Origin of the sequence: Saccharopolyspora ipomoeae (assembly GCF_029952525.1) — a bacterium.
Taxonomy (GTDB): Bacteria; Actinomycetota; Actinomycetes; order Mycobacteriales; family Pseudonocardiaceae; genus Saccharopolyspora; species Saccharopolyspora ipomoeae.
On the sequence record NZ_JASAOF010000011.1, the window covers coordinates 64,043 to 89,977 of the forward strand.

The following is a 25,935-nucleotide window of genomic DNA, read 5'->3' on the forward strand; positions in this document are numbered from 1 at the left end:
CGGGGGCTATCACCTGATCGGGTGAGTGGTTTTGACACGCCGGGTGTGTTTCGCGGGAAGGACCGCGATGGCCGAGAGCGCGGCCTCAGACCTCGACCTGCAGGTATCGGTTCCGAGTGGCTGCGCTGTGCGTCGTCGTGTTCGCTGAGGGGTGGGTTGAGCTCCGGATTCCTCGGTGGGGAGGGGACAGGGGCGGCATCGTGGACCGGTTCCGGGCGCTGGCGGAGCTGCCTCTGAACGGGGCTACCCGTCGAGGGAGGTGGCTCAGGAGCTCTGGGCCGAGTCGTACTTCCAGCGAGCCGTGCAGGTGTACCTGTGGGTGTTGCCCGCGGTGAACGGGCAGGCCATCGCCAGAGCACGGGGGAGCTGTTCGGGTTCGGGTGCAACGTCGTCGCGGTGTACGAGAAGCGGTTGAAGCCGAAGACGCTCATCACCACCCCGAACTCGGACGTGATCTACGGTCTCGTGTTCGCCGACCTGTCCGAGACCGGGCCGCTGGTGTTCAACGCTCCGCCGCGCGTGCAAGGACTGATCGACGATGCGTGGCACCGCCCGCTGGTCGGTCCGGTGGTCGATGGTGTGCAGCACCTGGGCGATGTCGGGATCCCCGGGCCTGATCAGGGTGCGGGTGGCAAGTACCTGATCGTGCGCGAGGGCGACGATCCCGGGGTCGATGTCACCGGCTACTACGTCTACGCGAGCCCGACGAACGCCGTTTACCTGCTCCTGCGGGGCTTTTTCAGGTCGGTGGACGACTTGGCGCCCGGTGTGGTGCAGATCGAGGGGATCACCTTGGCCCCGCTTCACGGCGAGGCGAAGCCGATGGTGTTCGTCAACGCCTCCGACGTGGCGGCCCACGCGCTCTTCCCCTCGGACGGGACCTTCTTCGACATGCTCGACGACGTCATCCTGGGCGAGGTCGATGACCGGACGGATCCGTACATGCACGGCATGCTCGCCGCGCTCGGGATCCGCCGCGGCCACGTGTTCGACCCGGCACCTCAAGAGCGCGAGCTGCTCGACCTCGCGGCGAGGACCGCGTGGCGGATGGCGAAGGGAATCGCCGCGGACTACGACCAGCAGGACAACGCGCTGTGGTGGCTCGACCGGCACTGGGTCGCGCACGTGAAGACCCCACCGGACGACTTCCGCCGCACCTTGCTCGACGAGACCGGGCGAGACCGGGAGAGCGGGCACACGGACGTCAACGCCAAGGCGCACATGTTCATCAACCACTTCTCGATCTCGACCGGCATGGTCACCGTCGTTCCGGGACACGGCGCCAAGTACTGCAACGCGTACAAGGACGCCGACGGCGAGCACCTGCGCGGAGAGCGCACCTACCGGATCGACCTGCCCGCAGACCCGCCCGCGGAGATCCTGTGGTTCCTCACCGTGTACGACGCCGAAACCGCCGCAGGCGTCGACGCGCCCGGCCAGGTCTACCCGTCGCTGAACTCGATGGACCCCATCGAACCCAACGACGACGGCACGTTCACCGTACACGTCGGCCCCGAACGGCCCCGAACCGGAATTCTTCGACCGAGCCTACGAACCAGTTGACTTCCAACGCCTCTCGTCCTCCTGAACCCTTGAGAGCAATGATCAGACCGGTGTTGTCGGGGCGCGGGTTTACGCTGGCGGTATGACCCCGGATGAGCTCAGGAACGCGTGTTTGGCCTTCGCCGGTGCCGGGGAGGAGTTCCCGTTCGACGAGGCCAACAGCGTGTTCAAGGTTCGTGGGAAGATCTTCGCGATCAGCCGGTTGTCAGGTGTGCCGCTGCGGGTGAGCTTGAAGTGCGACCCGGAGTTGGCGGTGCAGCTGCGGTCGACGTTCCCGGCCATCACGCCCGGCTACCACCTGAACAAGCGCCATTGGAACACGGTCGTGCTCGACGGTTCCGTTCCGGAACACCTCGTGCGGGAGATGATCGAGGATTCTTACGACCTCGTCGTCGCCGGGCTTCCCAAGCGCGAGCAGGTGAAGCTCCACTGGGTGGGCCTGAGCCGCGGCGAGTGAGTACTGATTCCCGCACGATCCCGCGACGAGGTGGCCTCGGTGGAGTGCGAGGTCGCGGTTCTGGCCGAGGCCAGGCTCCCAAGCGGTTTCCGGTAGGGAGCATGATCATTGTGGTCGTCGAGGCAGCACCAGGATGCGGTCGACTTTTTTCGCGCGAGATGGTGATCGGCTACCTCGGTTCCGGACTGGAAGCTCGAACAGCTCCAGTCGGATGTGGCGCCCACAGCGATGCCGCCAAGCGAGGCCCAGCTGGCCTTCCGGTATAGCTAATGCGCTGCGAAACCCACCCAAGACGCAGCTAAGGCGAAGACCGTAGTCTCGCCTCAGTTGATGTGGGCTCCCCAAGGTCAAACCGTGGGGAATTCTGTTTCGGAGGACTTGCACACTATTCACCCGCCTCGCGGTTCCGCGATCCTGTCTCGTGCCGGGCTGGGACTTGTGCCTGGTGGCTGATTCCACGGTCACTCGTGGCGGGGTGCGCGTTTGAGCGTGATGGAGCTGATGCGGTCGGCGAGCGCGTCCGGGATGTTCCAGTCGTCGGGGGTTCCGGTGAGGCAGGCGTCGTGGTTGACGGCGGCTTTGACGATGGCTTCGGCGTCGTCGGCGGTGAGGCCGGTGAAGCGGATGCGGGCTTTGCCGGGTCCGTCGACGGCCACGACGCCGTGGTTCGGGCACCCGCCGAGGCAGTGCACGTTGCGGACGTCGATCTTGTCGGCGGCGGGATCGGCGGCGAGCGCGGCGGTCAGCGACCGTCCGAAATCGCCGCTTTGCTCGGGGTCGTAGCGCGGGCAGGTGCGGCAGACGAGCAGCGTCACTGGTGCCTCCGGGCAAGCTCGGTGTCGTGCTGGTGCACGACAGGAGTTCCGCTGAACTCCCAGTTCGCCGACCTTCGGCGAACTGGGATCTGGCACGCGGGGGTGCTCGATCCGGAATCTCCTGGAATGTGAAGGAAAGGATGGCTCGCCGAGCCGCAGCGGGCGGGCTCGGCGAGCCACCGGTCAGGACGCCTCGGGTGTTTCCTTGTGGAACTTGCCGTCCTTCATGATGTAGTGGAGCTTGTCGTGGTCTTGGAGCACGGTGATGTCGGCCAGCGGGTCACCGTCGACCAGGAGGAGGTCGGCGAGGTAGCCGGGCTGGACCTTGCCGAGTTCGTCCGGGCGCTGCATGATCTCGCCGCCGAGCGCGGTGGCGGACACGATGGCTTCCATCGGGCTGAACCCGAAGCGCTCGACGAAGTGCTGCAGGTCGCGGGCGTAGGTGCCGTGCGGTGTCCAGGCGAAGCCGTAGTCACCGCCCGGGAGGACCTTGATGCCGCGCTTGTGCATCTCGATCATCGCTTCGGTGGCGATTTCCAGCTCGCGCTTGTAGCCGGCGGCTTCGGCGGCCTCCTGCGGGTAGCCGAAGTCGGCGGCCTCGTAGAGGGTGGCGATCAGCCAGTTCACCGCCGGGGCCACGAACACCCAGTCCTTGGCCTGCTCGAGCATGTCCATGCCCTCGGGGTCGGTGAAGCTGGCGTGGTAGACGACGTCGACGCCGTGGCGCACGCACATCTTCACGCTCTCGGCGCTGCGCGCGTGGGCGCAGACCATCTTGCCCCGCCGGTGCGCCTCGGCGACGCAGGCCGCGACCTCCTCGTCGGAGAAGTACGTGTCCTCCGCGCGCTGGGTGCCGGTGATCTCCTCTCCGGTCATGGACAGCTTGATCTGGTCCACGCCGAGGTCGATGAGTTCCCGGACGGCCTTGCGCATCCCTTCGGGTCCGTCGGCGAACAGCGTGATCCCCTTGACCAGAGCGCCGCCGGTGACGGCGATCTCCGGGCCGTTGGCCCGGTATCGCGGACCGGGGATGCGCCCGGCCTCGATGGCATCACGCACGACGACGTCCAGCCGCATCTTCGCGGAGGCGGCACCGAACCCCATGGTGTAGCCGGAATCCAGGAACGTCTTCGCCGAATCGACGGTGAACAACAGGTGTTCCTCGACCGGCAGCGCGCCCAGCCCGTCCATATCGGCACTGTTGTTCCAAGTCAGGTGCGTGTGGGCGTCGCACAGGCCGGACATGAGCGTCCGGCCCCGCCCCTCGATCACGCGGGCGCCCTCAGCGGCACCGGGCGCGGTGGTGCCGACGGAGGTGATCCGGTCGTGGTCGACCAGCACGTCGCCGCGGTAGGGCTCGGCGCCTGTGGAGTCCAAGATGGACACGTCGCGGAACAGGACCTTTTTCGCGTTGATGGACATGGGTTTCTCCTCGTCATTGAGGGTGGGTACGCCCCTCGCGGCAGTCCTGATCTCTCTGGGTGAGATCCGGGTGCCCGGTGGTGTACCGAAGTCTTTTCTTGTGGATCAGAGGAACTTCCGCAGGTGGTCGGTGACCTCACCTGCGGCTTCGACGGCGGTCCAGTGACCGACGCCCGGGAGCACCTCCACCACGGCGTTGCCGTGGTCGGCGGCGAGCTGCTCGCTGACCGCAGGAGGGCCGACCTTGTCTTCGGAGCCGGTGATCAGCAGCAGCGGCAGGTGCGCCGGTACCGGGCCGGGATCGGTGGCGGCGGCCAGGGCTTCGCAGTTGCGGGCGTAGCCTTCCGGGTCTTGGCGCATGACCAGCTCGCGCACGAGCGCGGCGACCTCCGGTTTGTCCCGCCGCGTGGCCTCGGACAGCGCGTTGGCCACCACGCCCGGCGCCACGGCGCCGGTGCCCTGGGATCGCAGCACTCCGGCGCGGTCGCGCTGGGCCTGGCGCCCGGCCTCGGCGGGTTCGGCCACCGCGCCCAGCAACGCCAGCGAGGCGACCTTGCCCGGGTGACGCGCGGCGAGCTCGCGCACCACGAGCGTGCCCATCGAGTGCCCGACCACGGCGGCGGAGTCCACGTCGAGTTCGTCGAGCACGGCGGCGAGGTCGTCGGCGTGCGAGGTGATGCTGATGCCCTCTCGGGTGGCCGAGCGGCCGGCGCCCGCGGAGTCCACCCGGATGACGCGGTGCGTTGCGGCCAACGCTTCGGCCTGCACCTGGTAGAAGTTCGACGTTCCGCCGAGGCCGTGCACCATCAGCACCGCGGGGCCGTCCCCGTCGACCTCGACGGCGAGCTCGGCACCATTGATCTTCACGAGCGCTGCTCCTTTCCTCACTGAATTCGGTTCCGGAGTCGTCCGAGGCCGCTGATCGACACCTCGACGACATCGCCGCTGCTGAGGAACCGGGGCGGGTCGAACCCGATCCCGACCCCGGCCGGGGTGCCGGTGGCGATGACGTCGCCCGGTTCGAGGGTGATCCCGCCGGAGATCGTCGAGATCAGGTCGGGAATGTCGAAGATGAGGTCCTTGACCAGCGCGAGCTGGCGACTTTCACCGTTGACGGTCGTCTCCAGCTCAAGCGCGGCGACGTCGGTGATCTCGTCGGCGGTCACCGCGTACGGTCCCATCGGGCAGTGCGTGTCCAGCGACTTGCCGAGCAGCCACTGCTTGTGGTCGCGCTGCACGTCCCGGGCGGTGACGTCGTTGATGATCGAGTAGCCCCACACGTGGTCGAAGGCCTCATCGCGGGTGATCCCGCGCCCGCCACGACCGATGATCACGGCCAGCTCGCCCTCGTAGTCCAGCTCCGAGGTGACGCCCGGATGCGACTCCACGACGTCGTAGGGCCCGGTCACCGACGTGGTCGCCTTCGAGAACACCACCGGGCGCTCGGGCAACTCCTCGGAGCGGCTGGGTGTGTCGTACCCGCTGCGGCCGAACTCGGCGACGTGCGCCTTGTAGTTCTTGCCCACGCAGAACACGTTGCGCCGCGGCCGCGGAATTGGCGCGCGCAGAGTGACGTCGTGCAAGGGCGTTGCCGGCTGGGTCGCGGCGTTGGCGGCCAGAACCTGCCCGAGTTCGGTCCAGTGCTCGATCACCTCGACCACACCGAACCCCGCGGGCAGCAACCCGTTGACATCGCGCACCACTCCGGCCTCGGAGTCGATGACCCCGACTCGATCGCCCGCCTCGGCGGAGTACGTCACCAGTCTCATGCGAACCAATCCTGACCATTTGTGACCAATAGGAGATAGCCAGGACCCTACGCCGCAGTTTCGGCCTTGTCGATACCTGGCAAGGCCGAAACCAAGGTCAACCACATTGGTCTTCATTGGTCTCGAATTGGATGCTAGAGTGAGCGCGTGACATCAGTGGAACGGTCGCTGCGGGCACTGGTGGCCGAAGGCACCAACGCGGGCACGCTCGCTCCCGGGGACAAGCTGCCCACCGAACGCGACCTCGTCGAACGGTTGTCCGCGCCGCGCAGCGCCGTGCGCCGAGCTCTGGAACGGCTGGAGGACGACGGGCTGGTCATCCGGCACGTCGGGCGCGGCACCTTCCTCACCGACGCCATCGCACCCCAGGCCGACGGCGCACCCGCCGACACCAGCCCGGCCGAGATCATGCAGGTCCGGCAACTCCTCGAGCCGCAGGTGGCCACGCTCGCAGCACGAGTGGCCACCCAAGCCGACCTCGCCCGCATCACCGAAGCGCTCGAGGCCGGCGGCTCCGCCGACGATTTCGAGGGCTTCGAACGCTTCGACGCCGTGCTGCACCGCTCCATCGCCACCGCCGCCCACAACGGGCTGCTCATGTCGATGTTCGAGGTCATGAACACCGCCCGCTCACTGCCGGTGTGGGGAAACCTCAAGCGGCGCACCTCCACCCCCGAACTGCGCCGCTGCTACCACCGCGAACACACCGAGATCGTCGAAGCACTCCGCGACCGCGACCCCGACGGCGCGGGCGACGCCATGCGCCGCCACCTCCAGCACGTCGCCGACAGCCTCCTCGGCCGCGGCTGACCTACCGCCTGGCTGGGGGCAATCAGTGGAATCGCGCGGACTCGGCTGTGTGCGGGTTCCAGCATGCGATCGGCGCCGGAGCGGACCCGCGGAACTGGCTCACGTGATCAAGACGGGCCGGGTGGAATGCGCGGTTGCTCGTGCCGAACTGGAGAACGCGGGCGGCGGGTGGAGCGATCTCCGGGAACCGACGTCTACGCGACGGTTCTCTCGGCGACGTCAGGACGCCGCTGCCGAGCGCCAAGCCAGAACGGCTGACCAGCGACCTGCAGGTTCGCCACGAGCCAGGTGAGAGAGCGGCGGAAACAAGAATTCACCCGGCGAACCGGGTGAATGGTGCGCGTGTCCGAGGGGGAGTTGCGCACCATCCATCCGCCTTCTGCGGTTGCACTTGGCTGCTGGCGGCCAGGTAATTTCGGCGCCTTCGAGACGATCAATCGCGGAGCGAGTTCACGCGAGATCTCCCATACGCGTTGCCTATGGCCGGAGTAGGGCATCGCTCATTGTCGGCGCCCCGCACGAGCGCTTTGACTCAGTGGATGACAGGGCGTCCGCGAGGCAACAGCGCCTGGCGGGCTCGTGCGGATGGAGAGGGGTGCGGTGATGGGTGCTGACCTGACCGGCAAGGTCGTCCTGCTGACGGGTGCGACCGGTGATATCGGCGTTGCGTACACCATGGCGTTGACCGGGCAGGGGGCGAACGTGGTGGCCACCGACCTGGACGGCTTCTCCGAAACGGGTCGGGAGATCGCGGAGAAGGCCACGGCGCAAGGTGCGGGTCAAGCTGTTTTCGCCGGTTGCGACATCACGTCGGACGAAGACCTGCAGCGCGTGGTGGACCTGGCCGGTGAGCGGTTCGGCGGCCTGGATTGCCTGGTCAACAACGCGGCGATCTACCGGACGCTGGGGCCGAAGAGGACGCTCACGGAGCTGACCAACGACGAGTGGGACCTCGTGCTCCGCGTCAACGTTCGCGGTTGCTGGCAGTCGATCCGCGCCGTTGCCCCCGCCATGCGGGAGCGGGGTGGCGGGCGGATCGTCAACATCGCCTCCGTCGTGTCCCGGACCGGGGCGGCCGGTTTCGCGCACTACGTGGCGTCCAAGGCGGCGGTCGAGGGTTTGACCCGCGCCGCGGCGCGCGAGCTGGGGCCGGAGGGCATCGCGGTGAACGCGGTCTCGCCCGGCTTGGTCGACGACGCGGCTTCTCGCGACATCAACGATGCGAACTACTTGGAACGCATGAAGACCACGCGTTCCGTGCCGCGTTCCATGGAACCCGAGGACCTGGTCGGTGCGGTGGTGTGGTTGTGCGGCGACGGCAGCGGTTTCGTGACCGGGCAGACGATCGTGGTGGACGGCGGAGGGGTGTTCGTGTGATGCGTCCCGACGAGTTCCCACCTCGCATCGTCGTCGGCATCACCGGTGCGTCCGGTGCGATCTACGGGATCCGCGCGCTGGAGCTGCTCGCACAGTTGGGAGTCGAAACGCACCTGGTGCTCACCCGCGCGGCGCGGGCGACCTTGGCGCAGGAGACGTCCTGGACGGCCGCGGACGCGCGGGAGCGGGCGTCGGTGACGCACTCGGAGCACGATCTGGGGGCCGCGATCGCGAGCGGGTCGTTCCCGGTCGACGGAATGCTCGTCGCGCCGTGCAGCGTCAAGACCTTGTCGGCGATCGCCAACAGCTTCGACGACAACCTGCTGGTGCGCGCTGCTGATGTGACGTTGAAGGAGCGCAGGCCCCTGGTGCTGATGTTGCGCGAGACACCGCTGCACCCCGGGCACATCCGGTTGATGGCGCAGGCCGCCGAAGCTGGAGCGGTGCTGATGCCGCCCGTGCCGGCGTTCTACACCCAGCCCTCGTCGATCGACGAGATGGTCACCCACACCGTCGCTCGCGCGCTGGACGCCCTGTCGTTGCCACACCCGCACGCGACCCGGTGGTCCGGAGAGCGGAGCTCGTCGTCGGCTACCGAGCAGCGGTCTGTTCGCGCATGATGTCGGCATGGAGCTCCACCAACTGCGCTACGTGCTCGCGGTCGCGCGCGCCGGGAGCTTCAGCCGAGCGGCCGAGGACCTCTACCTGGCCCAGCCGTCGTTGTCGGTTCAGATCCGCAAGCTCGAGAAGGAGCTCGGCATCGCCCTCTTCGACCGGCTGGGCCGCAGGGTGGTGCTCACCGCGGCCGGTGAGGAGTTCGTCGCCCACGTCCAGCAGGCGTTGGCGCACCTCGACCGGGCGCGGGCGGGCGCCGCCGCCGTGCGCAGCCTGCAAGGTGGGCGGGTGTCGATCGGCGTGCTGCCCAGCGTCGGCGCCGGGCTGATGCGGTGCGACTGCGTGTGGAGGCTGCTGCCTCGTCGTGATGGATCTGCGTCGTGCAGCTGGGGCACTGGCCGGCGATCTCGATGACGACTTCCACACCGGTGAATCCGTGGGCGTCAGCGACGCTGGCGGCCCAGTCCTCGACGAAGGTCACCGACACGGGGACGTGTCGTCGGCATTCGCGGCAGATCAGGTGGTAACCGAGTCCGTCGGCGGGCGCGATGCTGAACAGCTGCGTGCCGTCGGTGTCGGGCATGGTGTGCGCGAGTCCGAACTCGACGAAGGTGTGCAGCGCGCGGTAGACGGTGGACAGGCCGATTCGCTCGCCGGTTGAGCGGATCGCCAGGTGCAGTGACTGGGCGCTGACGAAACCGCGCGTTCGCGACAGCGCTCGGAGGACGGCTCGTTGTTGTGGAGTGGTGGCGTGGCTGACAAGCGAGCTCGCGTTTGCTGGCATGACACGCGATTCCGATCACCTCGACGTGGTGGGGGAGCGCGGCGGAGAGGCCGCAGGGTGGGGCGTCCTCTCCGCCGCGTTGCGCGGGCCCGGGTGGCCGTCAGGGCCCGCTGCTCAGGCGACGGCGAGAGCGTCGATGCGCCCGGATCGTCGTGCGGTGTAGGCGGTGTCCCGGTCGGTGGTGATCGCGGTGACCGGGTCCTCATCGCGTGCTCCGCCGACGGGGCGCAGCTCGTCGCCGGGCCCGGTGGAGGGGTCGATCCGCCACACGAGCACGGTGCCGTCGGTGTCGCCGCTGATCAGGGTGCGGCGGTCGCCGGGGAGCCACGCGAAGGCCGTGACCGACGCCTGGTGGCCGGTGCAGACGACTCCGGCGCGGCCGGTCGGGCCGGGGCCGGAGAAGTCCCAGCAGGTGAGGACTTCGGCTGATTCGCAGGCCATCCAGCGTCCGCTGTCCTCGAAGGCCAGGTGGGAGACGGTGGCCGGGAAACCGTGCATCTCGAAGTCCGCGCTGTCGCCGACCTTCCAGCCGTGCAGCGTGGCGTCCTGGCTGCCGCCGACGATCCAGCGGCCGTTCGGCGCGGCCGCCAAACCGGAGATCGCGCCGGGAGCGGCCAGGGTGTTGGTGATCCGATCGGTCTCGGGTTCGAAAATCGTCACGCCCTGGTAGGCCGAGGCCGCCACCCGCAACCGGCCGCGCGGCCACAGCACGTTGGTCACGGTGCTCGCCAGCTGTTCGGAGCTCCACCGGACCGCGATCGGTGCCGGAGTCGACCCCGCCGCGCTGACCGACGTGATCAACAACGCTCAGTCAGAACGCGCCGCGGCTCGCGCCGAACTGGAGAACACACCGGCGACGAGTGCAGCGATCTCCGAGGCGGAGGTCTACGCGATGGTCGATTCCCTCGGCGATGTCGGCGCGGCGCTGTCGAGCGCAAAGCCCGAGCGGCTGGCCAGCCTCTACGAGTCCGTTGACCTGCAGGTTCGGTACGAGCCGGGTGAGAGAGCTGCCGAAATAAAAATTCACCCGGCGAACCGGGTGAATAGTGTGCGTGTCCGAGGGGGGACTCGATCCCCCATATGCGTGCAATTTCCCGTGTTTGGGGAAATCACACCAAAACTATAGCAGTCGGTGGTGTGTCCTGGTACGAGTTTGCGTGGCTGGGTGCGGGGAGTCGACCGGTGGGTTTTGTGGGCGTGTTGCGGGCAGTGTCTTGCCGCGCTCGGGGGTCTGATCGTGGGTGTCTGGTGTGCGGCTGTTCGGGTGGTGTCGGCGGTACGGCGTCATGGGGGCTGTGTGCCGACGTTCCAGGACTGCTTGGTCAGTGGTCCGGACGGAAGGTGCGCGACGGGCGAGTCAGAGGGGACCGGCCAGTCAGGGCGAGCCCGGTATGGCCGTGGTGGACGGCGGCGTCGGGAAGCCGAGTGTGCCACGCTGGCCTCTCATCAATGAGCCTGCCCAGCGAATGGCTTGGTGCAGTGTGCTCCGAGCGTGATGGTGTCGCACCCCAGCAGCCATGAACACCAGTCGTACGGCCTCGGACCCAGTACCGTGGGCCGGATTTCCGACGCTTCTCGGTCGCGGAATTATCGAGGGCCTTTGCGTCAGAATCCCGGTTTACCTCGGTGCTGATGGCCTGGCGTGCGGAAGCTGTCCCTTTGCTCGGCATTATTCGCCCGGGTGTTGGCGGCGGTGGTCGGTGTTTCCGATGTGATTTGCGCCGGTGATCGCTGTGCCGTTCTCGAGTCCCGCCCGGACTGTCTCATCCTGGTACGGATCGGACGCGGGCCACCGCCATACGGTCGATCCCATGCTTCCACAGCACGTCCAACGACGGGCACACGACAGGTGCAGCGATACCGGAGAGCGCACCGGTGTCGCCGTCGACGCGGCACCCGTCCTGATGCGGTGGCGCTCAGCCGTCGCTGGTTTTCGGTAGGGCGAGGCTGCACAAGGCCTTGCGCAGGAAACGAAATAGGAATTGTCGAAAATGCCGCTCATGTCGGCAATAAAACCGATCTGCAGGAGTGCGATTCACGATGAAGGACATTCTCTTCCATCTGCCCGTCGTTGGGAGTTATGATCAGCTCAAGCGCGGGTTCTCCGGTATTAATGACCGGAATTACCAGAACATGCTCTGGCAGATTTCTGAGCAGTCGAAGCTGGCGGATGAGCTGGGGTTCTGGGGCGTCGCCTTCACGGAGCACCACTTCCACATCGAAGGCTTCGAGGAATCCAACAACCCGATCTTGCTGGACCTCTACATCGGCATGCAGACCCAGCGTCTGCGGGTCGGCCAGATGGCGAACGTGCTGCCGTTCCAGAACCCGATCCGGCTCGCCGAGGACATCGCGATGCTGGATCACATGACGCGTGGCCGGGCGTTCACGGGTATCGCTCGTGGGTATCAGAAGCGTTGGGCCGATGTTCTGGGCCAGGGCTATCACGTGGGCGCGACCGGCTCGGACAAGTCGAAGCAGGACAACGCCAACCGTGCGCGCTTCGTCGAGCACTGGGAGATCATGAAGAAGCTCTGGACCGAGCGCACGGTCTCGATCCAGACGGAAAACTGGCAGATTCCGCCGGCGGACGTCCACTTCGGGCACGAGGCGGTCAATCAGTACGGCACCGGGCTCGACGAGAACGGCATGGTCAAAGAGGTCGGCATCGCCCCCAAGCCGCACCAGAACCCGTATCCTCCGGTGTTCCAGCCGTTCAGCTTCAGCGAGGAATCGTTCCGGTTCTGCGCTCGCGAGGGCATCGTGCCGATCGTCATGAACACCGACCCGACGATCATCAACCAGCTGATGGACGTCTACCAGGAGGAAGCCGAAGCCTCCGGCCACGGTGCGCTTAAGCGTGGTGAGCGGGTTGGGATCTTCCGGGACGTTCTCCTCTCGCGCGACGCCGACGAGGCCCACTACTGGGCCGAGCGCGGCAACGGATTTGTCTTTCCGGCCTGGTTCGGTCCGGTCGGCTTCTCAGAGGTGTTCCGCAATAAAGGCGAGACGGGCTCGATCGGGTCGGACTACGCGACGCTGCGGGACCGCGGTTTCGAGTTCGTCGGTACTCCGGACGACGTCAACCGTCACATCGAGAAGATGGTCAACCAGCATGGACCCGAGTACTTGGTTCACTTCCAGCACTCCGGGCCGAAGCCGCACGACGTCCAGATGCGGAGCCACGAGCTCTACATGACCGAGGTCGCCCCCAACTGGTTCTGAGCCGCGCGGATCGGCGCCCTGTCACTGCGGTGCCGGGGCGCCGGAAGCATCCAGTCCGTCCAAGGGAGGAATCATGGGAAGGTTGATCGGTAAGACGGCGCTGGTCACCGGCGCCGCTCGCGGACAAGGTCGATCGCACGCACTCACGCTCGCGCAGCACGGCGCGGACGTGGTTGCGATCGACATTGGTACCGACGTCGCGACGGTCCCGTATCCGCAGGGACGAGAAGGACAACTCGAGTCACTTGCGGAAGAGATCGAAGCGCTCGGACGCGGTGCGCTGACGCGTGTGTGCGATGTCAGATCGTCTGAGGGGCTGTCGGAACTCGTAGGCGATGCGATCGCCGAGTTCGGACAGCTGGACATCGTCGTCGCCAATGCGGGCGTCTGGAACCTGGGCCGCTTGTGGGAAATCTCCGAAGGGGAGTGGCACGACGTCGTCGACGTCAACCTCACCGGAGCCTGGCGAACGATCAAGGCGGTCGCCCCGCACATGATCGAGCGTAGAACCGGATCGATCGTGCTTGTCTCCTCCATCAACGGTCTTGAAGGTGGAGACGGCTACGCCCACTACACCGCAGCCAAGCACGGCGTGCTCGGGCTGATGAAGACCGCGGCACTGGAACTCGCACCCCACAACGTGCGATGCAACGCGATCTGCCCGGGAATCATCGGCACCGAGATGAACAACTGGCAGGGCGCGCGCAACTTCATGGCCGGTCACGATCACGGCACCGCCGAAGACAGGCGTTCCGGCGCGGCCCATTGGTCCGCCCTGGCCGGCCGCAACTTGCTCCCGCCGCAATCGACGAGCAACGCGGTGCTGTGGCTCGCTTCGGAGGAGACGTCCGATGTCACCGGAGTCGCTCTGCCCGTCGACGGGGGCCATCTGACGCTTCCCGGGATGAACCCGAACCCCGCACCTGCCTAGGTGGCGGAACGACGAAATCGCAATCAAGCACGTACCGGAGGGGATCGGCACCATGGGCCGTTTGGAAGGCAAAGTCGCATTCGTCACGGGCGCCGCCCGCGGGCAGGGCCGCAGTCATGCGGTGCGCCTCGCGGAGGAAGGCGCCGACATCATCGCCGTCGACCTGTGCGACTCGATCCCCTCCGTGAAGTGCTACGCCCCGGCCAGCGCGGATGATTTGAAGCAAACCGCCGCCGCCGTCGAGTTCACCGGGCGGAGGGTCGTCTCGGCGCGGGTCGATGTTCGAGACGCCGACGCGCTGACGAGGGCAGTTCGGAACGGGGTCACGGAGTTGGGCCGACTCGACATAGTCGTGGCGAACGCCGGAATCCTCGAACTGGACCCAGTCGCCGAGGTCCGAGCTGAGAGCTGGCGAGACATCATCGACATCAACCTCACCGGAGTGTGGAACACCGTCCAAGCAGCGTTACCGCACATGACTAGCCAAGGTACCGGCGGTTCCATCGTCCTGACGAGTTCGACCGCGGGGCTGAAGGGACTGTCCAACGCCGCTCCTTACACGGCGTCCAAACATGGAGTTGTTGGTCTGATGAAGACACTGGCCAAGGAGCTCGGCGAACACTCTATCCGCGTGAACACGGTCAATCCCACCAACGTCGACACAAGCATGATTCAAAACGGACGCGTGTGGGGACTGTTCGATCCAAGCAACCCAGCCCCGACCAAGGAATCTGCCAGGTCGGCGTTCACCACCGTGAGCGTGTTGCCCGTTCCCTGGGTCGAAACCGCCGACGTGAGCAACGCCGTGGCCTTCCTCGCTTCGGACGAGGCTCGATACATCACCGGTATCACCATGCCCATTGATGCCGGATTCCTCATCAAATGACCTGCCGGAAAGGGGTTTCTGCCCGATGAGCACCACACCAGCAGTCACTCACGACGAGTTCCGCGCGGTCATGGGTTCGATCGCCACGCCCGTGGCAGTCGTATCGGCCTTCGACCGCGACCGGCCGCACGGCACCACTGTGAGCGCCTTCATGTCCCTGTCCAAGGAACCACCGATGACCGTTGTGTCCCTCGACCGATCATCGGACCTGCTCCGCTACATCGATGATGCGCAACAGTTCGGGATCAACGTGCTAGCGGCTCACCAGTCAGCCATCGCAACCGCTTTCGCGCGCAAAGGCACCGACAAGATGGCCGAACTCGCGTGGATCGTCGATTCTGGACTACCCCGGATCGACGACACCAGCGGCTGGATCGCGTGCGACGTCGCGAAAATGGTCGACGGGGGCGATCACGTCCTCGTGCTCGGTGACGTCGTGTCATTGGACCACGCACCGTATCCGCCATTGGTCTACCACCAAGGCACCTTCGGCTCACATACCCCGATGGCGACTCAAAACAGCTGAGGTAACGATGGAAAACAAGGACGTGCAGGAAGGCGGAGCAGTGGTCCGGGCACTGGCGGCCCTGGCCCGCGGTGAGATGGTCGTGCTGCTCGACGACGCGGACCGCGAGAACGAGGCGGATCTGGTGATGGCCGCATCGGCGGCCACGGAGACCAGCGTCGCGTTCATGGTCGCCCACACCACGGGCATCCTGTGCTGCCCGATGCGCGGCGACCGACTTGATTCGCTCGAACTTCCACTCATGGTCGAGCGGAACACGGATACGCACCAGACCGCGTTCACCGTCAGCGTGGACCACCATGAGACCTCAACCGGTGTCTCGGCGGAGGACCGGGCGCGGACCATTCGGTCGCTCAGTGACCCGGCGACGAAGTCAGATCATCTGCGCAAGCCGGGCCACGTGTTCCCGCTGCGGTATCGCGAGGGGGGAGTGCTGCGCCGCGCAGGCCACACCGAGGCCTCGGTCGACCTGCTGCGCCTGGCCGGCATGCCCGAGACAGGGCTGATCAGCGAGCTGGTCGAACCGTCGGGCTCGATGATGCGGGGACCGTCTGCGGAAGCCTTCGCCCGTGTGCACGACCTGGAGCTCGTCACCGTTGCCGACGTCATCCGGTATCGCCAGCACGTGCTGCGAGAGTCCGCCGTCGAGGTGACGGGTGAATCATGGCTACCGACCGAGTTCGGGGCATTTCGCGCCTACGCCTTCCGGAGCACGGAAACCGGGATCGAGCATCTGGTGCTGGTGCGTGGAGATCTCTCAACCGCACGTGAACCGGTGCTGGTGCGGGTGCACAGCGAGTGCGCGACCGGCGACATCATGTGCTCGATGAGATGCGACTGCGGGGCCCAGCTGCGCGAAGCGCTGCGCCTGATCGACGCCGAAGGTGTCGGCGTGGTCGTCTACCTGCGCGGTCAGGAGGGCCGCGGTATCGGTCTGGGACGAAAGCTACAGGCCTATTCGCTGCAGGAATCAGGCTTGGACACGGTCGATGCCAACACGGCGCTCGGACTCCCGGTGGATTCACGCGACTACCGCGACGGCGCGGCCATCCTGACCCATCTGGGAGTGGCAGCGATCAATCTGATCACCAACAATTCCGCTAAATGCACCGACCTTTCGGAAAATGGGATCACAGTGGTGGAACGCGTGGCGTTGCCCCTGAATGCGACCGAGCACAACCTGTCGTATTTGCAGACCAAGCGCGATCGGCTGGGTCATGCGATCCCAGATATCAAGGCACCCGCTGGAAGTGTTTGGTGATCAAAATCTGCCCTCAAGATTGTTGAGGGCAGTGGCTTCGCCAGGAAAGAAAAATAAGATACAGTAGCCCAAAAAACGAGCGCAGCTCGGCAGTTGCATCACTCAGTGAGCTCAGAGTGGAGTTCCGGATGTCACGCAATCCTTCTGCAGTCGAGATCGTCTCCTCGGCGTTGCCCAACCGCATCGCGGCCTCGTGGCACCGCTCGCTGGCCTGTGGCCTGCAGCGAAGCGACCGGAAGGAGCTTCCTTACTCTGAGGGCGCGCTCGATGACAGTCCGTTGTTGCGGGCGGCGCGGCCGGTGCTCGACCGATTCGGTCAGACGCTGTCCGGAGCGCCGGCCAGCGTGATGCTCGCCGACGAGAACGGCTGCATCCTGGATCAGCGCATTGGTGATCTTCAGACGCTGCAGCAAGCGCTTCAGAAGTCGGGCGCGGCTCCAGGGGTCTTGTTCGCGGAAGAATTCGCGGGAACGAATGGCGTCGGCACCGCTTTGGAGGATGCCTCGGTCACCACCGTTCATGGCGACCAGCATTTTGCCGAGTACATGCGGCACCTCTCGTGCGTCGGCTCGCCGATTCGGCATCCCATCACGAACTCGCTTCGAGGGGTCCTGGATCTCACAACCCTGGTCGAGGACTACAACCCGCTGATGGCTCCGCTGGTGCTGGAGGCGGTGAAGCACATCGAGACCAGGCTGACCCAATTCTCCAGCGCCCATGAAGTCGCCTTGATGGAAGAGTTCACACGCACCTCCACCAAATGTCATGGCCCGGTGGTGGGGATCGCGTCGAACGTGTTCCTCTGCAACACCGCCGCGACCGGGGTGATCCATCCGTACGACCACACGCTGCTCTGGGAGCTCGCGACGTCGAAGGCCACAACGGACCAGTTCGACGCTGCGGTCGAGCTGGGGGCGGGCCCGTGCGTGGTGACCTGCATCCCGGTGGCTCCCAGCCTTGCGAAGGAACGCGGTTACGTGCTTCGTCTCGATTACACCGCCGGGTCCAGTGGCGGGCGGCGGCGCGGCGGGACCAGGGGCACGGCGCGCGCGTTCGATCTGCCGGGCAGGAGCGCCCTCTGGCGGCGGGCCATCGGCGAGTTGCGGCAGTGCGTCAACGATCCGACTCCGGTCGTCATCCTCGGCGAGGACGGGCTCGGCAAGGTCACTTTGGGCAAGCAGCTGCTGGAAGCTGCCGCACGCCGTGGCGAAGCGCAGATCGTCGAAGCAGGTGAGGTGATCTCCGGTGAGGTCCTCCAGCCCCTGCAGCAGGGAGTCGGGGTGGTCCTGCGCTGCACTGGCGCACCTTCGGCAGGTGAGTTGTCCGAGCTCGTCACCCGAGCGAAGACCGCAGTCGAAGCCGACTCGCGGGTTGGCCGGCTCGTCGTGACGCTTCGGTCGCCCTGCGCGGCGGAACGGGAGATCCAGCGCGGGCTCACCGGGATAGCGCGGTCAGTTCAACTTCCGCCGTTGCGGAGGCGCCCCGAGGACGTCGCGGACATCGTGCCTGTGGTTCTCCGTTCCCTGCAAGGCGGCTCTCGCCTGCGCTGCTCGCCGAGCGCGATGCAGATGCTGATGAAGGATCAGTGGCGGGACAACGTGGAGGGCATCGAACGGGCGCTCCGGCACGCTTGCTCGGCGGCACGAGGTGTGGATCTCCAACCTGGAGATCTTCCACAGTGGCTGGTCGCGGAATCGAGTGGTCGCGCATTGTCGACTTTTGAACGAGCTGAACGAGATCTGATCATCGAGACGCTTCACGGCGTCGGCAACAACCGGACGCAGGCGGCCAGAATTCTCGGGATCGGCAGGGCCACCTTGTACCGCAAGATGCGCAGCCTCGCGATTCCGGTTTCCGGGCGGCATGTCTCGTAGTAGCCGGCGGGTTGTGTGAGCCCGCGCCGCGGCTGAATCGAAAGACGCTGTCGCAGCGCCGTTGACCCTGGTGTGCGTGTGCCTCCAGGAGCATTCGCGCGCCCAATCCTCGAAACGGAAGGTGAACCTCACGTGCAACCTCGAAACGATCACGACCTGGAAATCATTCAGGTGAAGTACGCCGAGAGAATGTCTTGGATGAGCGATGCGTTCCTGAATTTCGCGTCGTACGGTCGACCGGACGAGAAGATCCTGATGGACTACAACTTCTGGGTCATCCGTAATGACGACGAGGTAGTGCTGCTCGACACCGGCTATGACGTCGCCGGGTGCAACTGGCTGGACGAATCTCCGACGGCAAGCCCGCTGGAATCCCTCGCTGCGTTGGACATCGACCCGCTTGGCGTCTCGACGGTCATCGCTTCCCACTTCCACTACGACCACATCGGCTTCCTGCGGCTCTTCGGCAATGCTCGCGTCATCGCGGCGCAGGCGGAGTACGACCATTGGACGGTGCTACGAGGTCCGGGTGCTCGTTTCGAGGATCATTTCGTCGCAAGTCCTGATCTCGACGAGATCTACCGGGCGGAGTCCGAAGGCCGCCTCGTGCTCGTCCCCGAAGGACCGACCGAGGTCGTGCCGGGCGTCACGGTCTACCCGGTGGGCGGGCACACCCCTGGACAGTTGATCACGCTGGTGCGAGGGCGGACCGGATCGGCCATCCTGACCTCCGATGCAGCGCACCTCTATGAGCAGATCCACTACGGCTGGCCGTTTTTCGCTCACTCGGACCTGGATCAGGTCAAGATCGCCTACAGGGTGATCGATGATCTCGCCGCCCAAACAGGCGCCGTCGTCGTGCCCGGGCATGACAGCCGGGTGCGGGAGCACTTCCCGCCCTACCCAGGACAGGCGGGAGCGTTCGCAACCATGCTCACGCCTCACGGCTCCTAAACCGGTCATCGGCACGAGAGCGACGGCGGAGGCGCGACTCCGGTCCGTGGCACAACAGACCAACAGCACGAGAGATGAGGGAGATCCAGATGAGCGATGACCTTCCGAAGATCGGAAACGTCCTGTACCCGGTCGGCGATGTCGCGGCCGCGAGGCAGTTCTACGGTGAATGCCTCGGGCTCGGTGTGAAGTTCACCGACGGCGACCGTTTCAGCGCCCTCGACGGCGGCAGCACCACGCTTGCGCTCGCGGGCCCGGTCGAGGACGTCACCGGTGGCGTGGTGGCAGCCTCGTTCAAGGTCGCGGACCTGAACGCCACGGTAAAGGCGGTCATCGCGCGAGGCGGCGAGGTCGTGCGGCCTGCCGAACGTGGGCCCCACGAGGTCCGCGCGGTGGTTCGGGATCCCTGGCGCAATACGTTCGTGCTGTATTCATCTCTCCGGTAGGCCACGCCGCCAACGGAGAAGCCACGAGGACGAAAAGGGCGCCGCAGTCCGGGATTGAAAATGATCTGAGGCGGTCCGCTCGCGAAGTGAGCGGGCCGCCTCAGATCATTTCGTTCATCGACGTGCCTCCGGTGACTCCCCGCTTGTCGGCGGGAACCGGCGTCGGTGTTCGTCCCTCGGCGGCTACGGCCGCGGCGCCCTGCTCGGCCGCCTCAGGGTCGAGGTAGATGCCGCCTCGGGTGACCGGTTCGAGCTCCTCGGTCAGGTCGTAGCGCATCGGGACGCCCGTCGGGATGTTGACCCCGCTGATGGCGCTGTCGGAGAGGTTTTCCAGGTGTTTGACGAGGGCGCGCAGCGAGTTTCCGTGGGCAACGACCAGGACTGTCCGGCCCGCTCGCAAGTCCGGTACGATCGCGGATTCCCAGTACGGCACCAATCGCGCCACCACGTCCTCGAGGCTCTCGGTCCTGGGCACGCCGTCGCGCAGCTCGGCGTAGCGGGGGTCGGTGCTCTGGTGGTGCTCGCTGTCCAGATCGATCGGCGGTGGCGCCGCGTGGTAGGACCGGCGCCACCGCATGTACTGATCCTCGCCGAATTCGGCCCGGATCTGCTCCTTGCTCTTGCCCTGGAGCGAACCGTAATGCCGCTCGTTGAGGCGCCAACTGCGACGCACATCGATCCAGGTGCGGTCGGCCGCGTCGAGAGCGAGATCCGCCGTGGAGATCGCGCGGCGCAGCAAGGAAGTGTGCACGACGTCCGGCAGAAGCCGGGCCTTCGACAACAGCTCGCCGCACCGCCGGGCTTCGTCGCGGCCACGTTCCGTGAGCGGCACGTCGACCCAGCCGCCGAACCGCACGAGCGCGTTCCAGGTGCTCTGCCCGTGCCGCACGAGCATCAAGGTCGCATGTTCAGACACGCGGGCAAACTCCCATTCGCATCGCAGAAAAACAAGTATCGCAGGGCGTTCTGAACATTCAAGATCTACTGTGGAGGATCAAGGGAACCGCCGTGCGATCCAGACGATAGCTTACTTCTCCGCTGTCTGGCGACTGTCTCAACTTGGTACGGGTTCGGCATGGCGCAGCGTCCTACGTTCTGGTCCAACGTGTTCGAAACGCCTGAATCTCTGAATGCGCGGATTGATTCGATCTGGCGTGGGATCGAGGGCCTGGGAATGGCCCTCATCCAAGGTCGATCGGTCGCCTGGGCCCGTTTTTCGAGAGGGAAAGCCAGATGCCAGCTGCTACTGAGCTCGCCAAGCACTTCACCACCGTCTCCGCCGAATCGCTTCCAGAGGCGCCACTGTCCGAGATGCGTCGACTGCTGCTGGACTACCTCGGGGTGGCGTTGTCCGGGAGCCGCACCGAATCCGGCCGGATCGCCGGTGAGGTGATGATCGGTCTGGGAGGAGTCCCGCAGGCCACGGTGCTCGGTCGCGGCGACAAGGTCCCCGCAGTGCACGCGGCGTTCGCCAACGCGGTCTCCGAGCACTCGATCGAAATGGACGACGTCGATGACCTGGCCTTGTTTCACCACGGTCCGCCAGTGGTCTCGGCCGCACTGGCGACCGCGGAGTGGACCAACAGTTCCGGCCACGAACTGCTTGCCGCGATGCTGTGCGGTTGCGAGATGATGAACCGCCTCAGCCTTGCCACCAACCCAGCGCTGCGAGACCGTGGCTACCACACCACGCCGGCCTGCGGCGTGTTTGGCGCGACGGTCGCCGCGTCTCGATTGCTACGTCTGGACGCCGACCAGCTGGTCAGCGCGCTGGGCCTCGCCGGTGCGCAAGCGTCTGGCCTGATGGAGATGTATGGGCCGTCGATGCAGAAGCGCATCAACCCGGGACCGGCCGCGCGCAACGGCGTGGTCGCGGCCATGCTGGCTCAAGCCGGTTTCACCGGCGCGGACACGGTGTTCGAGGGGGAGCGAGGTTTCGGGCAGGCCTTCGCCGGTGGCATCGACGTCGACGTCCTGCTCGAAGATCTCGGCGCCGAGGTCCCGGTGGCGGTTGAGTACAAGGCCTACTCCGCGGCCAGGCCGATCCACAACGCCATCGACGGCGCGCTGCAGCTCAAGCAACTCGGGGTTACCGCGTCGGAGATCGAGCGCCTTGTGGTGTTCCGCCACCCAGACTGGTCGGAGTACCACCGCAACTTCGCACCGGCGACCTACCACGAGGCACAGGTCAGCCTGCCCTACTCCACGGCGGTGGCCCTGATCGACGGCGCCGCACTGCCGGCCCAGTACTCCGACGACCAGGTTCGCCGTCCCGACCTGGTGGCGCTCATGGGCAAAATGCGCGTCGAGACCGATCCAAGCCTGTCTCGGGGCGTCTCGTGCCGCCTGGAGGTCACGCGGACCGACGGCAATACGGTGACCGTTCAGGTGGACGACGCCAAGGGCTCGCTGGGGAACCCGATGACCGATGCGGATCTGGAGGCCAAGTTCACGCGCCTGGTCGCTCCGGTGCTTCCCAAGGGGGCACCGGAGGAGATCGTGCGGGCCGTTCGCGAGGTCTCCCCGGTTGACGAGCTGATCGCGCTGTGCGCTGCGGGGGAGGCGCGCGATGGAGCGTGAGGACAGGTTGCTCGAGGGCGCGTTCGACACTCACGCGCACGGCTACCCGGAGTTCACCCTCGGCATGCGGCCGCGAGTCGACAACGCCGGATGGGCTCGATTGGCGGCCGCAGCCGGAATGCGCGGTTTCGTCGTGAAGTCGCACATCTTCCCGACCACCAACGTGGCGCACATGCTTCGCGAACTCGAGCCGGAACTCGACATCGTCGGAGGCATCTCCTGCAACCCGTCGTCGGGCGGACTCAGCCCGTTGACGGTGGAGCTGGCGGGACAGACTGGCGGCGGCATCGTCTGGATGCCCACGTGGTCCGCCCTTCAGGACCCGCCGAAGCCGAGCATCTTCCGGGAACGGATGAAACCCTGGGTCAGCACCCTGACGACCGATCCGGAGTTCGTGCCCGACCTCGGAATCCTGGCCGCCGACGGCACCCTGCTGCCCGAGGTCGCGCGCATCGTCGAGCTGTGTAAGACCTACGACATGGTGCTGGCCACCGGCCACCTACCGATCAAGGCGAGCCTCATCCTCGCAGAAGAGGCCGAGGCCAAAGGCGTTCGACTGCTGCTGACCCACCCGCTGTCCGGTTCGGTGGGCGCGACCATCGACGAGCAACGCACCGTGGTCCGGCACGGAGGCACGATCGAGCACGTCTTCATCGGCTGCATGCCGATGCACCAGCGGATGGACCCGAAACGCATCGTGGAAGCCGTTGAGGCGGTCGGCGCAGAGAACTGCGTGATGGCCAGCGATGCGATCGAGGCCTGGAATCCGCCCGCACCGGAGGTGCTGCGGATGTTCATCGCTACCATGCTCGCCCTTGGCGTGTCCGAGGGAGCCGTGCACCAGATGACGCACGAGTCGCCAGCGCGCTTGCTCAACCTCGACGCCCGCCGGGAGGTGGCGGCATGACGTCAACAGATGTGCTCTCCAAGTTCGTCGCGGCCACTACGGAGGCGGATATCCCCGCCGAGGTGCTCGAACACGCCAAGTTGTGCCTGCTCGACACGCTCGGCTGCGGCCTGTACGGGTCGACCACCCCGCAGGCGTCGATCGTGCGCGACATGCTCGCCGCGCAAGGTGGAGGCGACGCCGTGGTCCTAGGTTCCGACGTTCGCTTGAGCCCGGCGGACGCGACGTTGGCCAACGGCACCGCGGTCCACGCCTTCGAACTCGATGATCTGCATCCGCGTTCGATCGTGCACCCCGGTTCGGTCGTGGTCACGGCCGCGCTCGCGGCCGCCACGCTGCGCCCGGCGACCACGGGACGCCAGTTCCTGGCTGCCATGGTCCTCGGATACGAGGTGGCCGCACGTGTCGGTTCGACCATGGGCGCGGCGCACCTGCTCGCCGGCTGGCATCCCACGGGCACGCACGGCGCGCTTGGAGCCGCGGCGGGCGCGGGCACCGTGCTCGGCCTTGACGCGGCCCAACTCGCCGACGCGCTGGGCACCGCCGGCTCGCAATCGGCCGGCCTGATGGCCGCGCAGTACGAGTCGATGGTCAAGCGGTTCCACGCTGGCCGGGCCGCACAGAGCGGGCTGTACGCGGCCTTGCTCGGGGAGCGCGGTTACACCGGCATCCGTGACCTGTTCGAGGCCGAGTACGGGGGCTATCTCGGGACGTTCTCACCGCGCGCTGATCCGGCGATGCTCACCGCCGAGCTCGGTACTCGGTGGGAGACCCTCGCGGTGGGGTTCAAGCCCTACTCCACCAACGGCAGCTGTCACCCGTCGATCGATTGCCTGCGCGAGATGTACCACCAGCACGGTGTTCGCGCCGCTGACGTCGATGCGGTGACGATCTCGGTGTCCACGGCCACGGTCAAGCACGTCGGCTGGCCGTATGAGCCGGACACGGTGACCACTGCCCAGATGAATCTGCCCTACATCACCGCGGTGGTGCTCACGGACGGAGAGGCCTTCGTGGACCAGTTCACCGACGAGAGGATCCGCGACCCCCACCTGCTCGCGATGACGCGGCGGGTACACGTGGTCGCCGATCCGGAGATCGACGCGCTCGGCGACACGGCCCGGCACAAGACGCGGCTGGCGGTGACGCTGCGCGACGGCACCGTGTTCACGGCCTCCCGCGATCATGCGCACGGCAGCGCGCGGGAACCGATGACGGTCGGCGAGGTGCGTGGGAAGTTCCGCGGGTTGGCCGGGACCGTGTACACCCCGGAGCACGTTGCCGCGCTCGAGGCTGCCGTGGGCGCGCTCGATGACGCACCTGACCTGACGGAGCTGACCGGTCTGCTGGGGGCTGGTCGCCATGACTGAGTCTGCTGAGAAGCGCAAGCTGTACCGGGTCGTCGCCGCGGCGATGTCGGGCACCGCTGTTGAGTGGTACGACTTCGCCGTTTACGGCACAGCGGCGACCTTGGTGTTCAGCAAGCTGTTCTTCCCTGGTGGCGGTGATCCGCTCTCCGGGGTCATCGAGGCGTTCGTGACCTACGCCGTCGGTTTCGCCGCCAGGCCGCTGGGCGGCGCGGTGTTCGGGCACTTCGGTGACAAGTACGGCCGTAAGCGCTTGCTGCAGGTGTCGCTCGTCCTGATCGGTACCAGCACCTTCCTCATGGGCTTGCTACCGACCTTCCAGCAGGTCGGCTACGCGGCACCGCTGGCGCTGGTGATCCTGCGATTCGTCCAAGGCTTCGCCGTCGGCGGCGAGTGGGGCGGCGCGGTCCTGTTGATCGCCGAGCACAGCCCGGACAACAGGCGGGGTTTCTGGACGAGCTTCGTACAAGCAGCCGCGCCCGTGGGCAATGTCATCGCGGCGCTGGTGCTCTGGGCGCTCTCCAGCGTTCTCGACGACGCGAGCTTCCTGAGCTGGGGTTGGCGCATCGCGTTCTTGCTCTCCGCGGTCATCGCCTTGGTCGGGTGGTATGTGCGGACTCGCATCGAGGACGCGCCGATCTTCAAGGAGGCCGCCAATCGCGCCAAGACGGCCAAGCCCTCCCGCCCACCGATGCTGGAGGTCATCCGCACCCAGCCGCGCAACTTGCTGATCGCGATCGGCCTCAAGTTGGCGGAGAACATCTGGTACTGGATCGTGGCGGCCTTCTCTGTGACCTACCTCAACTACCTGGGCATCAAGACGGGCAACATCCTGTTGCTCCTGCTGACCGCGCAGTTCCTGGCCTGTCTGGCGATCGTGTTCTTCGGGCACCTGTGCGACCGGATCGGCCGCAAACCGGTCTACCTGTTCGGGATCGTCACCTCTGCGGCCTTCTCGTTTGCGATCTTCCCCTTGTACCGGAGCGAGAGCATGGTGTTGACGTTGCTCGGGATCTGCGTCGGGCTCATCACCTGGTCGGCGATGTACGCGCCGCAGTCAGCGCTCATGGCGGAGATGTTCCCGACTCGGGTTCGCTACTCGGGCGTATCCATCGGCTACCAGTTCTCGTCCATCTTCGCCGGCTCGCTGGCACCGATCATCGCGACCGCTCTGCTGCAGACCTACGGTGCGTCGTTGCCCATCTCGCTCTACGTTGCCACCGCGGCCCTCCTGTCGCTCGTCGCGCTGTTCTTCGCCCGGGAATCCCGCGGGAACTCGTTGCGGGACGCGGGCCTCAACGACGAGCAGAGCTCGGCAGAAGCGGTACCGAACCGGATTGCGTGACGAGATCCGGCGAGTACCAGG

25 protein-coding genes and 1 pseudogene are annotated in these 25,935 nt (G+C 66.3%); 19 read left to right on the top strand and 7 right to left on the bottom strand.

Annotated features, from left to right (window positions below; all coding sequences use genetic code 11):
• Window positions 1-315: 315 nt before the first annotated feature.
• Together QFW96_RS18020 and QFW96_RS18025 are read left to right on the top strand one after the other, a co-directional pair.
• Complete coding sequence (locus tag QFW96_RS18020; RefSeq protein WP_281456848.1) at window positions 316-1,563, top strand: DUF1254 domain-containing protein; 1,248 nt, start codon at window positions 316-318, stop codon at window positions 1,561-1,563.
• An 82-nt stretch (window positions 1,564-1,645) separates the two neighbouring features.
• The gene (locus QFW96_RS18025) at window positions 1,646-2,020 is read left to right on the top strand and encodes an MmcQ/YjbR family DNA-binding protein (protein WP_281456849.1); all 375 of its coding nucleotides are present in this window, start codon (window positions 1,646-1,648) and stop codon (window positions 2,018-2,020) included.
• Between the two features lie 461 nt (window positions 2,021-2,481).
• Here the strand turns inward: QFW96_RS18025 and QFW96_RS18030 are convergent, their stop codons facing one another.
• The 4 genes from QFW96_RS18030 to QFW96_RS18045 all read right to left on the bottom strand — a co-directional run bounded on the left by QFW96_RS18030 (window position 2,482) and on the right by QFW96_RS18045 (window position 6,026).
• Window positions 2,482-2,835, bottom strand: a complete 354-nt coding sequence (locus tag QFW96_RS18030) for a DUF1636 family protein (RefSeq protein ID WP_281456850.1) — start codon at window positions 2,833-2,835, stop codon at window positions 2,482-2,484.
• Between the two features lie 183 nt (window positions 2,836-3,018).
• On the bottom strand, window positions 3,019-4,257 hold the full coding sequence (locus tag QFW96_RS18035; protein ID WP_281456851.1) for a metal-dependent hydrolase family protein: 1,239 nt from the start codon (window positions 4,255-4,257) through the stop codon (window positions 3,019-3,021).
• 105 nt (window positions 4,258-4,362) lie between these two features.
• Window positions 4,363-5,124 (bottom strand): alpha/beta fold hydrolase, encoded by a 762-nt coding sequence (locus QFW96_RS18040; protein WP_281456852.1) that lies wholly within the window; start codon window positions 5,122-5,124, stop codon window positions 4,363-4,365.
• Window positions 5,125-5,141: 17 nt separating this feature from the next.
• Window positions 5,142-6,026 carry a fumarylacetoacetate hydrolase family protein gene (locus QFW96_RS18045; RefSeq protein ID WP_281456853.1) on the bottom strand — a complete coding sequence of 295 codons (885 nt, stop codon included), beginning with the start codon at window positions 6,024-6,026 and terminating at the stop codon, window positions 5,142-5,144.
• 147 nt (window positions 6,027-6,173) lie between these two features.
• On the opposite strand from QFW96_RS18045, the gene QFW96_RS18050 reads away from it, so the two are divergent.
• The 4 genes from QFW96_RS18050 (at window position 6,174) to QFW96_RS18065 (ending at window position 9,242) form a co-directional block, all read left to right on the top strand.
• A complete protein-coding gene (locus QFW96_RS18050; RefSeq protein WP_281456854.1) occupies window positions 6,174-6,836 on the top strand; it encodes a FadR/GntR family transcriptional regulator in 663 nt (220 codons plus the stop codon).
• A gap of 603 nt (window positions 6,837-7,439) precedes the next feature.
• The gene (locus QFW96_RS18055; RefSeq protein ID WP_281456855.1) at window positions 7,440-8,213 is read left to right on the top strand and encodes an SDR family NAD(P)-dependent oxidoreductase; all 774 of its coding nucleotides are present in this window, start codon (window positions 7,440-7,442) and stop codon (window positions 8,211-8,213) included.
• Window positions 8,213-8,833: a UbiX family flavin prenyltransferase gene (locus tag QFW96_RS18060; protein WP_281456856.1), complete on the top strand. Its 621-nt coding sequence runs from the start codon at window positions 8,213-8,215 to the stop codon at window positions 8,831-8,833. Before QFW96_RS18055 ends, QFW96_RS18060 begins: the two co-directional genes overlap by 1 nt.
• A 7-nt stretch (window positions 8,834-8,840) precedes the next feature.
• Window positions 8,841-9,242, top strand: coding sequence for a LysR family transcriptional regulator (locus QFW96_RS18065; RefSeq protein ID WP_281456857.1), 402 nt, complete (start codon window positions 8,841-8,843; stop codon window positions 9,240-9,242).
• A 49-nt stretch (window positions 9,243-9,291) separates the two neighbouring features.
• Here QFW96_RS18065 and QFW96_RS30220 read toward each other — a convergent pair.
• Both QFW96_RS30220 and QFW96_RS18075 read right to left on the bottom strand, forming a co-directional pair.
• A pseudogene (locus tag QFW96_RS30220) lies at window positions 9,292-9,612 on the bottom strand (Fur family transcriptional regulator); the annotation flags it as partial.
• Window positions 9,613-9,726: 114 nt separating this feature from the next.
• Window positions 9,727-10,332: a WD40 repeat domain-containing protein gene (locus QFW96_RS18075; protein ID WP_281456859.1), complete on the bottom strand. Its 606-nt coding sequence runs from the start codon at window positions 10,330-10,332 to the stop codon at window positions 9,727-9,729.
• A 1-nt stretch (window position 10,333) separates the two neighbouring features.
• Between QFW96_RS18075 and QFW96_RS18080 the strand changes: the two genes are divergently transcribed.
• The 9 genes from QFW96_RS18080 to QFW96_RS18120 all read left to right on the top strand — a co-directional run bounded on the left by QFW96_RS18080 (window position 10,334) and on the right by QFW96_RS18120 (window position 19,715).
• Window positions 10,334-10,738, top strand: a complete 405-nt coding sequence (locus QFW96_RS18080; protein ID WP_281456860.1) for a hypothetical protein — start codon at window positions 10,334-10,336, stop codon at window positions 10,736-10,738.
• A gap of 914 nt (window positions 10,739-11,652) precedes the next feature.
• On the top strand, window positions 11,653-12,837 hold the full coding sequence (locus tag QFW96_RS18085; RefSeq protein WP_281456861.1) for an LLM class flavin-dependent oxidoreductase: 1,185 nt from the start codon (window positions 11,653-11,655) through the stop codon (window positions 12,835-12,837).
• 73 nt (window positions 12,838-12,910) lie between these two features.
• Window positions 12,911-13,768, top strand: coding sequence for a mycofactocin-coupled SDR family oxidoreductase (locus QFW96_RS18090; protein WP_281456862.1), 858 nt, complete (start codon window positions 12,911-12,913; stop codon window positions 13,766-13,768).
• A 52-nt stretch (window positions 13,769-13,820) separates the two neighbouring features.
• On the top strand, window positions 13,821-14,654 hold the full coding sequence (locus tag QFW96_RS18095; protein ID WP_281456863.1) for a mycofactocin-coupled SDR family oxidoreductase: 834 nt from the start codon (window positions 13,821-13,823) through the stop codon (window positions 14,652-14,654).
• 25 nt (window positions 14,655-14,679) lie between these two features.
• Entirely contained in the window at window positions 14,680-15,180 is a 501-nt protein-coding gene (locus QFW96_RS18100) for a flavin reductase family protein (protein WP_281456864.1), read from the top strand.
• Window positions 15,181-15,187: 7 nt separating this feature from the next.
• Window positions 15,188-16,441, top strand: a complete 1,254-nt coding sequence (gene ribA / locus QFW96_RS18105; protein WP_281456865.1) for a GTP cyclohydrolase II — start codon at window positions 15,188-15,190, stop codon at window positions 16,439-16,441.
• A 128-nt stretch (window positions 16,442-16,569) separates the two neighbouring features.
• Complete coding sequence (locus QFW96_RS18110; protein WP_281456866.1) at window positions 16,570-18,315, top strand: sigma-54-dependent Fis family transcriptional regulator; 1,746 nt, start codon at window positions 16,570-16,572, stop codon at window positions 18,313-18,315.
• A 198-nt stretch (window positions 18,316-18,513) separates the two neighbouring features.
• Window positions 18,514-19,269 (top strand): N-acyl homoserine lactonase family protein, encoded by a 756-nt coding sequence (locus QFW96_RS18115; protein ID WP_281456867.1) that lies wholly within the window; start codon window positions 18,514-18,516, stop codon window positions 19,267-19,269.
• 89 nt (window positions 19,270-19,358) lie between these two features.
• The gene (locus tag QFW96_RS18120; protein WP_281456868.1) at window positions 19,359-19,715 is read left to right on the top strand and encodes a VOC family protein; all 357 of its coding nucleotides are present in this window, start codon (window positions 19,359-19,361) and stop codon (window positions 19,713-19,715) included.
• A 100-nt stretch (window positions 19,716-19,815) separates the two neighbouring features.
• Here QFW96_RS18120 and QFW96_RS18125 read toward each other — a convergent pair whose 3' ends face one another.
• The gene (locus QFW96_RS18125) at window positions 19,816-20,631 is read right to left on the bottom strand and encodes a phosphoglyceromutase (protein ID WP_281456869.1); all 816 of its coding nucleotides are present in this window, start codon (window positions 20,629-20,631) and stop codon (window positions 19,816-19,818) included.
• A 317-nt stretch (window positions 20,632-20,948) separates the two neighbouring features.
• Between QFW96_RS18125 and QFW96_RS18130 the strand changes: the two genes are divergently transcribed.
• The 4 genes from QFW96_RS18130 to QFW96_RS18145 are packed head-to-tail and all read left to right on the top strand — an operon-like array spanning window position 20,949 to window position 25,914.
• Window positions 20,949-22,295, top strand: a complete 1,347-nt coding sequence (locus QFW96_RS18130) for an MmgE/PrpD family protein (protein WP_281456870.1) — start codon at window positions 20,949-20,951, stop codon at window positions 22,293-22,295.
• On the top strand, window positions 22,285-23,202 hold the full coding sequence (locus QFW96_RS18135; RefSeq protein ID WP_281456871.1) for a DUF6282 family protein: 918 nt from the start codon (window positions 22,285-22,287) through the stop codon (window positions 23,200-23,202). Before QFW96_RS18130 ends, QFW96_RS18135 begins: the two co-directional genes overlap by 11 nt.
• Window positions 23,199-24,572, top strand: a complete 1,374-nt coding sequence (locus QFW96_RS18140) for an MmgE/PrpD family protein (protein WP_281456872.1) — start codon at window positions 23,199-23,201, stop codon at window positions 24,570-24,572. Before QFW96_RS18135 ends, QFW96_RS18140 begins: the two co-directional genes overlap by 4 nt.
• Entirely contained in the window at window positions 24,565-25,914 is a 1,350-nt protein-coding gene (locus QFW96_RS18145) for an MFS transporter (protein WP_281456873.1), read from the top strand. Before QFW96_RS18140 ends, QFW96_RS18145 begins: the two co-directional genes overlap by 8 nt.
• Window positions 25,915-25,935: the final 21 nt, after the last annotated feature.

Excerpts from the sequence above, each read along its gene's own strand:
- QFW96_RS18025 (WP_281456849.1), top strand. The coding sequence starts at position 1,646 with ATGACCCCGGATGAGCTCAGGAACGCGTGTTTGGCCTTCGCCGGTGCC.
- QFW96_RS18035 (WP_281456851.1), bottom strand. The coding sequence starts at position 4,257 with ATGTCCATCAACGCGAAAAAGGTCCTGTTCCGCGACGTGTCCATCTTG.
- QFW96_RS18045 (WP_281456853.1), bottom strand. The coding sequence starts at position 6,026 with ATGAGACTGGTGACGTACTCCGCCGAGGCGGGCGATCGAGTCGGGGTC.
- QFW96_RS18055 (WP_281456855.1), top strand. The coding sequence starts at position 7,440 with ATGGGTGCTGACCTGACCGGCAAGGTCGTCCTGCTGACGGGTGCGACC.
- QFW96_RS18060 (WP_281456856.1), top strand. The coding sequence starts at position 8,213 with ATGCGTCCCGACGAGTTCCCACCTCGCATCGTCGTCGGCATCACCGGT.
- QFW96_RS18065 (WP_281456857.1), top strand. The coding sequence starts at position 8,841 with ATGGAGCTCCACCAACTGCGCTACGTGCTCGCGGTCGCGCGCGCCGGG.
- QFW96_RS18085 (WP_281456861.1), top strand. The coding sequence starts at position 11,653 with ATGAAGGACATTCTCTTCCATCTGCCCGTCGTTGGGAGTTATGATCAG.
- QFW96_RS18090 (WP_281456862.1), top strand. The coding sequence starts at position 12,911 with ATGGGAAGGTTGATCGGTAAGACGGCGCTGGTCACCGGCGCCGCTCGC.
- QFW96_RS18095 (WP_281456863.1), top strand. The coding sequence starts at position 13,821 with ATGGGCCGTTTGGAAGGCAAAGTCGCATTCGTCACGGGCGCCGCCCGC.
- QFW96_RS18100 (WP_281456864.1), top strand. The coding sequence starts at position 14,680 with ATGAGCACCACACCAGCAGTCACTCACGACGAGTTCCGCGCGGTCATG.
- ribA (WP_281456865.1), top strand. The coding sequence starts at position 15,188 with ATGGAAAACAAGGACGTGCAGGAAGGCGGAGCAGTGGTCCGGGCACTG.
- QFW96_RS18110 (WP_281456866.1), top strand. The coding sequence starts at position 16,570 with ATGTCACGCAATCCTTCTGCAGTCGAGATCGTCTCCTCGGCGTTGCCC.
- QFW96_RS18115 (WP_281456867.1), top strand. The coding sequence starts at position 18,514 with ATGAGCGATGCGTTCCTGAATTTCGCGTCGTACGGTCGACCGGACGAG.
- QFW96_RS18120 (WP_281456868.1), top strand. The coding sequence starts at position 19,359 with ATGAGCGATGACCTTCCGAAGATCGGAAACGTCCTGTACCCGGTCGGC.
- QFW96_RS18130 (WP_281456870.1), top strand. The coding sequence starts at position 20,949 with ATGCCAGCTGCTACTGAGCTCGCCAAGCACTTCACCACCGTCTCCGCC.
- QFW96_RS18135 (WP_281456871.1), top strand. The coding sequence starts at position 22,285 with ATGGAGCGTGAGGACAGGTTGCTCGAGGGCGCGTTCGACACTCACGCG.
- QFW96_RS18140 (WP_281456872.1), top strand. The coding sequence starts at position 23,199 with ATGACGTCAACAGATGTGCTCTCCAAGTTCGTCGCGGCCACTACGGAG.
- QFW96_RS18145 (WP_281456873.1), top strand. The coding sequence starts at position 24,565 with ATGACTGAGTCTGCTGAGAAGCGCAAGCTGTACCGGGTCGTCGCCGCG.